This window comes from Streptomyces sp. NPDC008092, from assembly GCF_042957285.1.
Classification (GTDB): domain Bacteria; phylum Actinomycetota; class Actinomycetes; order Streptomycetales; family Streptomycetaceae; genus Streptomyces.
In genome coordinates, this window is sequence record NZ_JBIBHY010000004.1 from 562,983 (window position 1) to 576,643 (window position 13,661).

A 13,661-nucleotide genomic window follows, 5' to 3' on the forward strand; every position below is an offset into this window, starting at 1 on the left:
CCCCGCCTGCTCCGCCCTCGCCGGCCACGCTGCCGTGCCGCGGTTGCAGCCGCGGCGCTCCCGGGCGGAGGGAGGTCTCGCGCATGAAAGCCCGCGTTCGGGACGTCGCCCTCGCCCTGGCCGCGGTCTCGGCGGTCGGGTCCGTCACCGCCTGCGGACCGGGCTCCGGGAGCACCTCCGGCGCAGGGAACGCACGGAAGATCAGCGTGCTGCTGCCGGACTCCACCACAGCCCGCTGGGAGACACAGGACAAACCCCTGCTGGAGCAGCGGATCCGGCAGCTGTGCGGCGGCTGCTCGACCGAGCACGCCAACGCCAAGGGTGACGTGGCCATCCAGCAGGAGCAGATGGACTCGTCGATCGCCGACGGGGTCGATGCCATCGTGCTGACGGCCGTCGATGCCAGAGCCATGGGCGCCTCGGTCGGAAAGGCAGCTGCCGCGCACATCCCGGTCATCGCCTACGACCGCCTCGTCGAGGGCCCGATCGCGGGCTACGTCTCCTTCGACGGCCAGGAGGTCGGCCGGCTCCAGGGCAGGGCGCTGCTGACGGCCATGGGCGCCAGGGCACACGGCGGCCGGATCGTGATGATGAACGGCGACCCCGGCGACCCCAACGCGCTGTCGTTCAAGCAGGGCGCGCTGTCCGTACTCCGGGGGAAGGTGACGATCGCCAAGGAGTACGACACCCCCCAGTGGGCCGCGGAGGCGGCGAACCGGAACATGTCCGGAGCCCTCTCCGCCCTGGGGGCCGACAGCATCGACGGCGTCTACGCCGCCAACGACGGCCTCGCCGCCGGCAGCATCGCCGCGCTCAAGGCCGACAAGGTCACCCCGTTGCCCCCTGTCACCGGGCAGGACGCCGAACTCGCAGCCGTACGGCGCATCGTCAGCGGCGATCAGTACATGACCGTCTACAAGCCGTTCGGGCCCGAGGCCGCTGCCGGCGGCGCCATGGCCGTGGCCGCCGCCCGTGGCCGGAGCCTCGACGGGGTGGCCACCAGGCGGGTGAAAACCCGCAGCGGCGCGGAGGTTCCGGCCGTGCTGCTCACTCCGGTGCCCGTGATCCTTGCCACCATCGAGAGCACCTTGGTGCGGGACGGCGTGTACACGCTCGAACAACTCTGCCCCCCGCCGCTCGCGGGCGACTGCCGCAAGGCCGGGCTGACCTGACAGGCGGGAGCGGCCGGCCCCAGGCCCGGGAAGGAGATGGTTCTCTTGCCGCCCCCCTTGCTCGCCCTGCGCGGCGTGTGCAAGCGCTTCGGCGTCGTCGAGGTCCTCCGGGACATCGAGCTGGAGATCTACGCCGGCGAGGTGCTTGCCCTGCTCGGCGACAACGGAGCCGGCAAGTCCACCCTGGTCAAGGTGATCTCCGGGGTCGCTCCCGCGGACCAGGGGAGCATCGAGTGGGAGGGCCGGCCCGTGCACATCCGGCGTCCCCAGGAAGCCCGGGACCTCGGTATCGCCACCGTCTACCAGGACCTGGCCCTGTGCGGAAACCTGGACGTCGTCGGCAACCTCTTCCTGGGGCGGGAGATCCGCAGGTTCGGCTTCCTCGACGAGGTGGAGATGGAGCTCCGCAGCACGCACCTGCTGAAGCGCCTGACCCGGAGCGTCCCCGATCTGCGCGGTCCCCTGGTGTCACTGTCCAGCGGCCAGCGGCAGACCGTCGCCATCGCCCGCTCGCTTCTCGGCGACCCGCGCGTCCTTCTCCTGGACGAGCCGACCGCGGCGCTGGGGTTCGAGCAGACCACCGAGGTCCTCGACCTCGTCGACCGTCTCCGCGACCACGGCCTGGGGATCCTGCTCATCAGCCACAACATGGGCGACGTGAAGGCCCTCGCGGACCGGGCCGCCGTGCTGCGGCTCGGCTGCAACAACGGCTTCTTCGACGTGAGCACCACCTCCCAGGAGCAGATCATCTCCTCCATCACGGGCGCCACGGACAACGTGCCCCGCCGGCCGGCCCACCACGAGGACGGGAGTGGGGACAGGGATGCGTGACATGCCGGACGAGACGCGGACCGATCCCGCGGCAGCCACCACGAAAGCCCGTCACGGTAGTACCGGGCGGGCCGTCACCCGTGCCGTGGCGGGCTGGCTCGCCGTCCGACGGCGCGGGCTGACCGCCGGCGAGCTCGGCTACCTTCCCGTCTCCCTCGTCCTCGCCGCGGTCTGGATCATCTTCCAGGGCCTGAACTCCGCCTTCCTCTCGCCCCGCAACCTGTCCAACCTCAGCGTGGACATCGTGGGCACGGGCCTCATCGCGGTCGGCATCGTCTTCGTGCTGCTGCTCGGTGAACTCGACCTGTCGGTCGGCTCGATCAGCGGGCTCGCCGCCGCGGTCTTCGCGGTGCTCAACGTCAACAACGGCGTGCCGGAGTGGCTCGCCCTGATCGCCGCCGTGCTGACCGGCACCGTGGCGGGAACCGTCCAGGGATACTCCATCGCCAGGACCCGGGTACCGGCCTTCGTGGTCACCCTCGCCGGGCTGCTGACGTGGAACGGCCTGATGCTCGCCATCCTCGGCACCAGCGGCACCGTCAACCTCGACGAGAACGGGCTCGTCGCCCACCTGACCAGCTACTACTTCACCGACGCGGGCGTCGCCTACGCGGTGGCGGCACTCGCCACCGCCCTGGTCTTCCTCACCTCCTACCTGAACAGGCGCCGTCGCAGGGCCGTCGGCATGCCGCACCGCCCGCTGCGCACCGTCGCGGTGCGCACCGGAGTGGTCGCGGTGATCGCGTTCGGCTCCGCCTATCTGCTGAACCAGTTCCAGGGCCTGCCGCTGGCCCTGCTGATCTTCCTCGCCACGGTGGCAGGCCTGGACGTCGTGCTCCGGCGCACGTCCTACGGGCGGCAGGTCTACGCGCTGGGGAGCAGTGTCGAGGCAGCCCGCCGCGCCAGCCTCAGCGTGACCGGCGTGCAGACGGCCGTGCTCGCGGTCTCCGGCACCCTGGCGGCGGCCGGCGGCCTGTTCCTGGCCTCGCGCATCACGTCGGTGAGCCAGAACTCCGGCTCCGGCGTCCTGCTGCTCAACGCCATCGCCGCCGCCGTCATCGGCGGCACCAGCCTGTTCGGAGGACGGGGCACGACCTGGTGCGCGGTGCTCGGCATCCTGGTCATCCAGTCGATCGCCTCGGGCATGGCCCTCACCGACACGCCCACCGCCGCCCAGCTGGTGATCACGGGCGGGGTGCTCTTCGCCGCCGTGGTCATCGACTCACTGTCCCGGCATACGCAGCAGGCGCACGGACGCGCCTGACACTTCCCCGGGCGCCGGGGGCGCCGGACGCGGGCCGAACCGGAAGGGAATTCCGTCCAGGCGGTCCGGATAGTCCAGATAGCCCAGGTGATCCAGGTATATTGACTGATGAGATGCTTCGTGTCGGCCGGGTGACATGTCTCTGTCGGTCAGGTGAGCCCGGGGGGGCGGCAGGCGCTTCGGGACCACCGCGAGGAAGTACCGATGAGGTCCAGACCCGTCCTCCGCTCCGCCGCTTTCGCCCTCTCCGCACTCGTGCTGGCCGGCGCCTGCGGCGGCACGGCCACGTCGGGCGACGGCAAGCCCCTGGTCGGCGTCGACTACCCGCGCTCCGACACCGACTTCTGGAACGCGTACATCAAGTACACGCCCGAGTACGCCGAACAACTCGGCCTCTCGCTCAGGACCACCAACTCGCAGAACGACGTCGCCAAGCTCGCCGCCAACACGCAGACACTCATCCTCAAGGGCGCCGAGGGCATCGCGATGGCCCCGCAGAGCACCTTCGCCATCGCGCCGATCCTGGCGCAGCTGCAGGCGGCGCAGATCCCGGTCGTCACCATCGACACCCGCCCCGACAGGGGCAGGGTCTACATGGTGGTCCGCGCCGACAACCGCGCCTACGGCGAGAAGGCATGCAGGTACCTGGGCACCAAGCTGGGCGGCAGGGGCAAGGTCGTGATGCTCCAGGGCGACCTCTCGTCGATCAACGGCCGTGATCGCACCGAGGGGTTCAACGCGTGCATGAAGGCGAACTACCCGGACATCAAGGTGTTCGGAGAGGTCACCAACTGGGACGAGGACGTCGCCGCGCAGAAGCTCCAGACCGACCTGACCGCCCACCCGGACATCAAGGGCATCTACATGCAGGCCAGCTTCGCCCTCTCCAGCACGCTCCACGTGCTCAGGCAGCAGGGGCTGCTGGTCGGCCCGGGGGACCCGAAGCACGTGTCCGTCGTCTCCAACGACGGCATCCCCAGGGAGCTCAAGTACATCTCGGACGGCACCATCGACGCCACCGTGTCCCAGCCGGTCGACCTCTACGCCAAGTACGCCCTGAGCTACCTGAAGGCCGCGATCGACGGGCAGACGTTCAAGCCGGGCAGGACCGACCACGACAGCACCATCGTGCGGATCCGCGACGGACTCCTGGAGGACCAGCTCTCCGCCCCGCTCGTCACCGCCGACGGCGGCACGTACGGCGGCGTCCCCAGCCTCAAGAGCACCGACGCGTCCCTCTGGGGCAACAGTCTCGACCGACAGTGAGAATCGGGAGCGGCAAGGGTCAACCAGCGCCGCCCACCCGGGAGTTGGCCTCGGTGAGCCATCCCCCGGACGGAAGCCGCAGGGCCCGGACCTGGACAAGATCTGAGGTTAGGCTAACCTAATCTCCATCCCGTCCGGCGGTGTTCCCGCACGTCCGAAAGCAGCCACACCTATGTCCAACGTCAGAGCAGCCCACCTCACCCGCCGTGGCATCCTCGCCGCCGGCGGCGCCCTCGGTCTCGGCGCCGCGCTCGCGGCCTGCGGTGACGACGACGCGAAAAGCGGCTCCTCCGGCAAGGAGACGACGGCTGCCGAGTCCGGCCCCTGGACGTTCAAGGACGACCGCGGCACCACGGTGAAGCTGGACAAGGTCCCGGCGAACATCGTCGCGTTCGTCGGGGTCGCCGCCGCGCTGTACGACTACGGCGTCAGCGTGAAGGGCGTCTTCGGCCCGACCAGGACCAAGGACGGCAAGGCCGACGTCCAGGCCGGCGACATGGACGTCAGCAAGCTGACCGTCCTCGGCAACGAGTGGGGCCAGTTCAACGTCGAGAAGTACGCGGCGCTCGCCCCCGACGTCCTCGTCACCACGCTCTTCGACGCCGCCGGCACCCTCTGGTACGTCCCGGACGAGTCCAAGGACAAGATCGCCAAGCTCGCCCCGAGCGTCGGCATCTCCGCCTACGACCGCCAGCTCACCGTCCCGCTCCAGCGGGTCTGGGCCCTTGCGGAGTCGCTCGGCGCGGACATGACGGCGAGCAAGGTGACCGACGCGAAGAAGCGGTTCGAGGACGCGTCCTCCCGGCTGCGCGCCGCCGCCAAGGCACACCCCGACATCACGGTGCTGGCCGGATCCGCCGCCCAGGACCTGTTCTACGTCTCCGGCTCCAACCTCTCCGTGGACCTGGAGTACTTCAAGGCCCTCGGCGTGAACTTCGTCGAGCCCTCGGCTTCCGTACTGAAGGCGAGCGGCGGCTGGTACGAGTCGCTGAGCTGGGAGAACGTCGACAAGTACAAGGCCGACATCATCATGATGGACGACCGTACGGCGACCATCCAGCCCGCCGACATCACCCAGGCCACCTGGAAGAAGCTCCCCGCGGTCAAGGCCGGCCAGGTCATCGCCCGCTCCCCCGAGCCGATCTTCTCCTACGACAAGTGCGTCGCGATGGTGGAGAACCTCGCCAAGGCGATCGAGACCGCGAAGAAGGTCAGCTGACCCGCGGTCGACCGACCCGCAGGACGCCGCACATCCATACAACTTCCTGAATCTCAGGAGCACATATGACGACGGCCGTAGCCGCCCCGTTCCGTTTCTTCTCCCTCCAGGTCGTACGGACGAGGCGGCTCGGTCCGTCTCTGGTCCGGGTCACCTTCGCCGGCGCCGACCTGGCGCACTTCCACTCCCACGGGCGCGACCAGTCGCTCTCCCTGTTCATCCCGGCCGAGGGGCACACCGAGCCGGCCGTGCCCGTCGAGCTGGGCGACAGATGGTGGCAGGGCTGGCGTGAACTCCCGGACGACGTACGGGCCGTGATGCGGTCGTACACGCTGCGGGCGCTGCGCCGGGACCCCGACGAGATCGACATCGACTTCGTGCTGCACGGGGTCGGGCCGGAGGCCGCCGCCCCGGCCGGGCCCGCCTCCCGCTGGGCTTCGCGGGCCGCCGCCGGTGACCGGGTGGTCCTGCTCGGGCCGGCGGTCGCCGACAACCGGGCGATCCGTTTCCGGCCGCCCGAGGACACCGACCTCGTGGTGATCTGGGGCGACGAGACGGCCGTTCCCGCCGCGACCGCCGTCCTCGAATCGCTGCCCGCCGGCACCCGTGCCCGCGCCTGGCTTGAGGTGCCGTGCGCCGGGGACGTCCAGGACGTGGCCACCGCGGCGGACGCGGAGATCACCTGGCTGGTGGGCGGCCGCGACGCCACGGCGGAGATCCGCGCCGCACGACTCCCCTCCCACAGCCGCCCGTACGCCTGGATCGCCGGGGAGTCGGGGCGGGTGAAGGAGCTGCGCCGGCACCTCGTCGGCGAGCGCGGGATCGACCGGCGCCGGGTCACCTTCGTCGGGTACTGGCGGCAGGGCCTGACGGAGGAGCAGCTCCGGGAGTCCGGCGAGTAGTTGCGGCCGCTGGTCACAACCGTCGGTTACGGCCGTCGACGTGACGGCTGTCACGGGAGGGGCAGCGTTTCACTCGCGTTACTTAGGTTAGGCTAACCTAAGTGGAGCCGATCGCTCCCCTCCCCCGCACGGAACGTCCCGGAGGCCCCCCTCATGCGCTCGCACCTGCTCAATGACCTCACCGCGGAGCAGTACCGCCGCTCCGTGACCGAAGGAGTAGAGCGGGTGGCGGCCAAACTCGCCACCACCGACCGTCCGTTCACCGGCGTCACCGTCGACGCCCTCGCCCCGCGCATCGACGGCATCGACCTCGACCGGCCGCTGCACGACACCGCCGCGGTCCTGGACGAGCTGGAGGACGTCTACCTCCGGGACGCCGTCTACTTCCATCACCCCCGCTACCTCGCCCACCTCAACTGCCCGGTGGTCATCCCGGCGGTGCTCGGCGAGGCGGTGCTGTCCGCCGTCAACTCCTCCCTGGACACCTGGGACCAGTCGGCCGGCGGCACCCTCATCGAGCGGAAACTGATCGACTGGACGGCCGAGCGGATCGGCTTCGGTGCCGCGGCCGACGGCGTGTTCACCTCCGGCGGCTCGCAGTCCAACCTCCAGGCGCTGCTGCTGGCGCGGGAGGAGGCCAAGCCGGGGCCGGGTGGGTGGGAAGGATCTGCTTCACTCGCCGACCTGCGGATCTTCGCCTCCGAGGCCAGCCACTTCAGCGTGAAGAAGTCGGCGAAACTGCTCGGCCTCGGCCCGGACGCGGTGGTCTCCGTCCCCGTCGGCGCCGACAAGCGGATGCAGACCGTCGCCCTCGCCCGCGAGCTGGAGCGCTGCAAGGCGGACGGCCTGGTGCCCATGGCGGTCGTCGCCACCGCCGGCACCACCGACTTCGGCTCCATCGACCCGCTGCCGGAGATCGCCGAGCTGTGCGAGCAGTACGGGGTGTGGATGCACGTCGACGCGGCCTACGGCTGCGGGCTGCTCGCCTCCCTGAAGCACCGGGACCGGCTCGCCGGCATCGAGCGCGCCGACTCGGTCACCGTGGACTACCACAAGTCCTTCTTCCAGCCGGTGAGTTCGTCGGCGGTGCTGGTCCGGGACGCCGCGACCCTGTGCCATGTCACATATCACGCGGACTACCTCAACCCCCGCCGCATGGTCACCGAACGCATCCCCAACCAGGTCGACAAGTCCCTCCAGACCACCCGCCGATTCGACGCCCTCAAGCTGTGGATGACCCTGCGCACCATGGGCGCCGACGGCATCGGCGAACTCTTCGACGAGGTGTGCGAACTGGCGGCGGAGGGCTGGAAGCTGCTCGTGGCCGACCCGCGCTACGACGTCGTCGTCGAGCCGTCCCTGTCCACCCTCGTCTTCCGTTACATCCCGGCGGCCGTCACCGACCCGGCCGAGATCGACCGCGCCAACCTGTACGCCCGCAAGGCCCTGTTCGCCTCCGGCGACGCCGTGGTCGCGGGCACCAAGGTCGGCGGCCGCCACTACCTGAAGTTCACCCTGCTCAACCCCGAGACCACGGCGGCCGACATCGCCGCCGTCCTCGACCTGATCGCCGGCCACGCCGAGCAGTACCTGGGAGAGTCCCTTGACCGCGCGTCCTGACAACCCGACCAAGACCTATGACTTCGTGGGGATCGGGCTCGGGCCCTTCAACCTCGGCCTCGCCTGCCTGACCGAGCCGATCGCCGGACTGGACGGCGTCTTCCTCGACTCGAAGCCCGACTTCGAGTGGCACGCCGGGATGTTCCTGGACGGCGCCCACCTCCAGACCCCGTTCATGTCGGACCTGGTCACCCTCGCCGACCCCACCTCGCCGTACTCCTTCCTCAACTACCTGAAGGAGAGGGGCCGCCTGTACTCGTTCTACATCCGGGAGAACTTCTACCCCCTCCGGGTCGAGTACGACGACTACTGCCGCTGGGCCGCGCACCGGCTGACCAACGTCCGCTTCAACACGACGGTGACGGAGGTCCGGTACGACGACACGGACGAGGTCTACGTCGTCACGGCGGCCGTCGGCGAGACGCGCGAGACTCGCGAGACGTACCGCGCGCGCCGTCTGGTCCTCGGCACCGGCACCCCGCCCCACATCCCCGAGGCCTGCCAGGGGCTGGGCGGCGACTTCATCCACAACTCGCGCTACCTGCGGCACAAGCAGGAACTCCAGTCGAAGGAGTCGATCACGCTGGTCGGCAGCGGCCAGTCCGCCGCCGAGATCTACCTCGACCTGCTCGGCGAGATCGACGTGCACGGCTACCGCCTGAACTGGGTGACCCGCTCCCCGCGCTTCTTCCCGCTCGAATACACCAAGCTCACGCTGGAGATGACCAGCCCCGAGTACATCGACTACTACCACGCCCTGCCCGAGGCGACCCGCTACCGGCTCACCGCCGAGCAGAAGGGCCTCTTCAAGGGCATCGACGGCGACCTGATCAACGAGATCTTCGACCTGCTCTACCAGAAGAACCTCGGCGGCCCGGTGCCGACCAGGCTGCTGACCAACTCCGCCCTGAACGCGGCCGCCTACGACAACGGCACGTACACCCTCTCCCTCCGCCAGGAGGAGCAGGGCAAGGAGTACGAGATCGAGACCCAGGGCCTGGTCCTGGCCACCGGCTACAGGTACGCCGAGCCCGAGTTCCTGAAGCCCGTCCGCGACCGGCTGCGCTACGACACGCACGGCAACTTCGACATCGCCCGCAACTACGCGATCGACGTCACCGGCCGGGGCGTCTTCCTGCAGAACGCCGGCGTCCACGCCCACAGCATCACCAGCCCCGACCTGGGCATGGGCCCGTACCGGAACGCGTACATCATCCGCGAGCTGCTCGGCTCCGAGTACTACCCGGTGGAGAAGACGATCGCCTTCCAGGAGTTCGCGGTATGAGCACGATGACGACGACGTTCACCTTCCGGCCGCTGGACCCGCTGCAGGACGGCGAACTCCTCCACTCCTGGGTCACCCACCCCAAGGCGGCCTACTGGATGATGCAGGACGCCCGGCTGGAGGACGTCGAGCGGGCGTACATGGAGATCGCGGCCGACGCGCACCACCACGCGCTCCTCGGCCTCGGCGAGGACGGCGGGCCCGCCTTCCTCATGGAGTACTACGACCCGGCCCACCGGGAACTGGTCGGGCTGTACGAGCCCGAACCCGGCGACGTCGGGATGCACTTCCTCACCCCCGCCACCGACACCCCCGTGCACGGCTTCACGAAGGCCGTCATCACGGCCGTGGTGGCCCGCCTCTTCGAGGACCCGGCGGCCCGCCGGATCGTCGTCGAGCCGGACGTCGGCAACACGGCCGTGCACGCGCTGAACGAGGCCGTCGGGTTCGTGCCCGTACGGGAGATCCAGAAGCCGGAGAAGAAGGCGTTGCTGAGCTACTGCACCCGGGAGCGGTTCGAGCAGGCGGTGGCCGCCGTATGACCCTCGCCGACTCCGTGGCCCACCTGTCCCCCGAGCGCTGGGAGAAGGCCAACCGCCTGCTCATACGCAAGGCCCTCGCCGAGTTCGCCCACGAGCGCCTGATCACCCCGGAGCCGGACGGGCCGTCGTACGTCGTCCGCAGCGACGACGGCCTCACCCGCTACCGCTTCACCGCCGTCCGCCGCGCCCTGGACCACTGGCAGGTGGACGCCGAGTCCATCACGCGCACCCGGGACGGCGCCGAACTCCCGCTCGCCGCCCTGGACTTCTTCATCGAGCTGAAGGAGGCCCTGGGGCTCGGCGACGAGGTCCTGCCGGTCTACCTGGAGGAGATCTCCTCCACCCTCTCCGGCACCTGCTACAAGCTCACCAAGCCGCAGATCCCCGTCGCCGAACTCGTCCGCGCCGGCTTCCAGGCGATCGAGACCGGCATGACCGAGGGCCACCCCTGCTTCGTCGCCAACAACGGGCGGCTCGGCTTCGGCGTCCACGAGTACCTGTCGTACGCCCCCGAGACCGCGAGCCCGGTCCGGCTGGTGTGGCTGGCGGCGCACCGGTCGCGGGCCGCGTTCACGGCGGGGGTGGGGATCGAGTACGAGTCCTTCGTACGGGACGAGTTGGGCGAGGCGACCGTCGACCGCTTCGACGGCGTCCTGCGCGACCGGGGCCTGGACCCCGCCGACTACCTCCTCATCCCGGTCCACCCCTGGCAGTGGTGGAACAAGCTCACCGTCACCTTCGCCGCCGAGGTCGCCCGCGGGTACCTCGTCTGCCTGGGCGAGGGCGACGACGAGTACCTGGCCCAGCAGTCCATCCGGACCTTCTTCAACAGCTCCAGCCCCGAGAAGCACTACGTGAAGACCGCGCTCTCGGTCCTCAACATGGGCTTCATGCGCGGGCTTTCGGCCGCCTACATGGAGGCCACCCCGGCCATCAACGACTGGCTGGCGCAGCTCATCGACAACGACCCGGTGCTCAAGTCCACCGGCCTGTCGATCATCCGCGAGCGGGCGGCCGTCGGCTACCGGCACCTGGAGTACGAGAAGGCGACCGACCGCTACTCGCCATACCGGAAGATGCTGGCCGCACTGTGGCGGGAGAGCCCGGTGCCGTCCCTCCGGGAGGGCGAGTCCCTGGCGACCATGGCCTCCCTCCTCCACGTGGACCACGAGGGCGCGTCCTTCGCGGCCGCGCTGGTCGAGCGCAGCGGACTGCCGGCGCGGGAGTGGCTGCGCGGCTACCTCCGGGCCTACTTCACGCCCCTCCTGCACAGCTTCTACGCCTACGACCTGGTCTTCATGCCGCACGGCGAGAACGTCATCCTGGTGCTGGAGGACGGGGTCGTACGGCGGGCGGTCTACAAGGACATCGCCGAGGAGATCGCGGTCATGGACCCGGACGCGGTGCTGCCGCCGACGGTGGAACGGCTGCGCGTCGACGTCCCGGAGGAGATGAAACTCCTCTCCCTCTTCACGGACGTCTTCGACTGCTTCTTCCGCTTCCTCGCCGCGAACCTCGCGACCGAGGGGGTCCTGACGGAGGACGACTTCTGGCGGACGGTCGCCGAGGTCACCCGTGAGTACCAGCAGTCGGCGCCCGAACTCGCCGACAAGTTCGCGCAGTACGACCTGTTCGCGCCGGAGTTCGCGCTGTCCTGCCTCAACCGGCTCCAGCTGCGCGACAACCGGCAGATGGTGGACCTGGCGGACCCGTCGGGCGCCCTCCAGCTGGTCGGAACCCTGAAAAATCCCGTCGCGGGGTTCTGATCCGGGCAGGCGGGCTTCCCCGAGTACGGTCCTCGGGGAAGCCCGTCCGTCGTTTCACCTCACCCTAGTGCGCGGGCCAGGGCACCTGCGGCGAGCGGTAGTAGGCGATGCCGAGGGCGTCCCAGCGCGGGGCCTGGGCGGCGAGCCGCACCCTGTAGGCCTCCCAGGAGTGGGTGGCGGCCGGGGACCAGCCGAGCTCGGCCACGCCGGGCAGCCGCGGGAAGGCCATGTAGTCGATGTCGGCGCCGGTCACGATCGTCTCGGTCCACAGCGGCGCCTCGACGCCCCTGACCGCCGAACCGGGCACACCGTCCAGGTAGTGGCCCGGGTCCCAGTCGTACGACCGCCGCACCTCCACCAGGCCCGCCCAGTCCTGGCCCAGCGGGGTGTCCTCGGTGTACTTCATGTCCAGGTAGACCCGGTCGGCGGGCGAGAGGATCAGCCCGGTGCCGTTCCGGGCGGCCGCGGCCACCTGGGCCTTCTCGTCGGCGCCCGTGTCGTCGAGCCCCCAGTACTGCGCGATCGCCCCCTTGGCCGGATGGGCGCCGGTCAGCTGGTGCCAGCCGATCACCGTCTTGCCGTACTTCGCGACCATCGGCTGCACCCGGTCCATGAACGTGACGTAGTCCGCGTGGCTGGTGGAGTGCGCCTCGTCGCCGCCGATGTGGAGGTAGCGGCCGGGGGTGAGCGCGGCCAGTTCGCGGATGACGTCCTCGGCGAAGTCGTACGTCACCTGCTTCCCGGCGCACAGCGAGCTGAAGCCGACCTCCGTGCCCGTGTACAGCGGTGGCGCGGTGCCGTCGCAGTTGAGGTCGGCGTAGGAGGCGAGGGCGGCGTTGGTGTGGCCGGGCATGTCGATCTCGGGGACGACCTCCAGGTAGCGGGCGGCGGCGTACCGGACGATCTCCTCGTACTGGGCCTTGGTGTAGTGGCCGCCCGGGCCGCCGCCCACCTGGGTCGAGCCGCCGTAGCTCGCCAGCCGCGGCCAGGAGTCGACGGCGATGCGCCAGCCCTGGTCGTCGCTGAGGTGCAGATGCAGCTCGTTGATCTTGTAGAGGGCCAGCTGGTCGATGTACCGCTCGACCTGGGCCACGGTGAAGAAGTGCCGGGAGACGTCGAGCATCGCGCCGCGGTAGGCGTAGCGCGGGCGGTCGGTGATCGTACCGCCCGCGACCAGCCAGGGGCCGGGCTGCGCGGTGTCCTTCTCGACGGCCGCGGGGAGCAGCTGGCGCAGGGTCTGGACACCGTGGAAGAGGCCGGCGGGTGCGGCGGCGGTGAGGGTGACGCCGTCGCGGCCGCTGTCGAGCCGGTAGCCCTCGGCGCCGAACGGGCCGGGGGCCAGGCGCAGCCGGATACCGGCGGTGCCGTGGGTGGTCAGGGGCAGCCGGTAGCCGGTCGACGGGCGCAGCAGGTCCGCGAGGTACCCGGCGACCCGGCGGGCCTGACCGGAGCCGTCGACGCGGATGACGGTGTCCCGGGTGATGCGGTACGGCGCTCCGCCGGGCGTGACCGAGGCGGGCGCCGGGACGATACGGCCGAGCGGGACCGGCGCGGGCGCGGCCGCCGTCGGGGCGGCACCGACCGTGAAGGCACCGGCCGCCGCGACGAGCAGCAGGGATCCGAGGACACGGCCCAGACGGGGGGCCCGGGACGTTCGGGAAGTCCGGAGAGTCCGGGGAATTCGGTGAGTTCGGTGAGTTCGGGGAGTCGTTCTGTGGTGCGTTCGCACGTGCGCTCCCTTCAGCGGGGGGTGGTACCGAACCAGGATTGGTCGAGACCACTCTCCCGCACTTC

11 protein-coding genes are annotated in these 13,661 nt (G+C 70.2%); 10 read left to right on the top strand and 1 reads right to left on the bottom strand.

Going from position 1 to position 13,661, the window contains the following annotated elements; genetic code table 11:
- Window positions 1-83 precede the first annotated feature (83 nt).
- From ACFZB3_RS15490 to ACFZB3_RS15535, 10 genes are all read left to right on the top strand, one after another.
- Window positions 84-1,172 carry a substrate-binding domain-containing protein gene (locus tag ACFZB3_RS15490; protein ID WP_391375286.1) on the top strand — a complete coding sequence of 363 codons (1,089 nt, stop codon included), beginning with the start codon at window positions 84-86 and terminating at the stop codon, window positions 1,170-1,172.
- Window positions 1,173-1,208: 36 nt separating this feature from the next.
- Window positions 1,209-2,003 (top strand): ATP-binding cassette domain-containing protein, encoded by a 795-nt coding sequence (locus ACFZB3_RS15495; RefSeq protein ID WP_391375289.1) that lies wholly within the window; start codon window positions 1,209-1,211, stop codon window positions 2,001-2,003.
- The gene (locus ACFZB3_RS15500; protein WP_391375291.1) at window positions 1,996-3,267 is read left to right on the top strand and encodes a sugar ABC transporter permease; all 1,272 of its coding nucleotides are present in this window, start codon (window positions 1,996-1,998) and stop codon (window positions 3,265-3,267) included. Before ACFZB3_RS15495 ends, ACFZB3_RS15500 begins: the two co-directional genes overlap by 8 nt.
- A gap of 204 nt (window positions 3,268-3,471) precedes the next feature.
- A complete protein-coding gene (locus ACFZB3_RS15505; protein ID WP_391375294.1) occupies window positions 3,472-4,533 on the top strand; it encodes a substrate-binding domain-containing protein in 1,062 nt (353 codons plus the stop codon).
- 172 nt (window positions 4,534-4,705) lie between these two features.
- The gene (locus ACFZB3_RS15510; protein ID WP_391375297.1) at window positions 4,706-5,752 is read left to right on the top strand and encodes an ABC transporter substrate-binding protein; all 1,047 of its coding nucleotides are present in this window, start codon (window positions 4,706-4,708) and stop codon (window positions 5,750-5,752) included.
- A 65-nt stretch (window positions 5,753-5,817) separates the two neighbouring features.
- Window positions 5,818-6,654, top strand: coding sequence for a siderophore-interacting protein (locus ACFZB3_RS15515; RefSeq protein ID WP_391375300.1), 837 nt, complete (start codon window positions 5,818-5,820; stop codon window positions 6,652-6,654).
- A gap of 153 nt (window positions 6,655-6,807) precedes the next feature.
- A complete protein-coding gene (desA, locus tag ACFZB3_RS15520; RefSeq protein ID WP_391375302.1) occupies window positions 6,808-8,274 on the top strand; it encodes a lysine decarboxylase DesA in 1,467 nt (488 codons plus the stop codon).
- Complete coding sequence (locus tag ACFZB3_RS15525) at window positions 8,258-9,559, top strand: SidA/IucD/PvdA family monooxygenase (RefSeq protein WP_391375305.1); 1,302 nt, start codon at window positions 8,258-8,260, stop codon at window positions 9,557-9,559. Before desA ends, ACFZB3_RS15525 begins: the two co-directional genes overlap by 17 nt.
- Window positions 9,556-10,101 carry a GNAT family N-acetyltransferase gene (locus ACFZB3_RS15530; protein ID WP_391375308.1) on the top strand — a complete coding sequence of 182 codons (546 nt, stop codon included), beginning with the start codon at window positions 9,556-9,558 and terminating at the stop codon, window positions 10,099-10,101. The genes ACFZB3_RS15525 and ACFZB3_RS15530 overlap by 4 nt, the downstream gene beginning before the upstream one ends.
- Window positions 10,098-11,867, top strand: a complete 1,770-nt coding sequence (locus ACFZB3_RS15535; protein WP_391375310.1) for an IucA/IucC family protein — start codon at window positions 10,098-10,100, stop codon at window positions 11,865-11,867. The genes ACFZB3_RS15530 and ACFZB3_RS15535 overlap by 4 nt, the downstream gene beginning before the upstream one ends.
- A 64-nt stretch (window positions 11,868-11,931) precedes the next feature.
- On the opposite strand, the gene ACFZB3_RS15540 is transcribed toward ACFZB3_RS15535, so the two are convergent.
- A complete protein-coding gene (locus ACFZB3_RS15540; RefSeq protein ID WP_391375818.1) occupies window positions 11,932-13,548 on the bottom strand; it encodes a family 20 glycosylhydrolase in 1,617 nt (538 codons plus the stop codon).
- Between the last annotated feature and the right edge of the window lie 113 nt (window positions 13,549-13,661).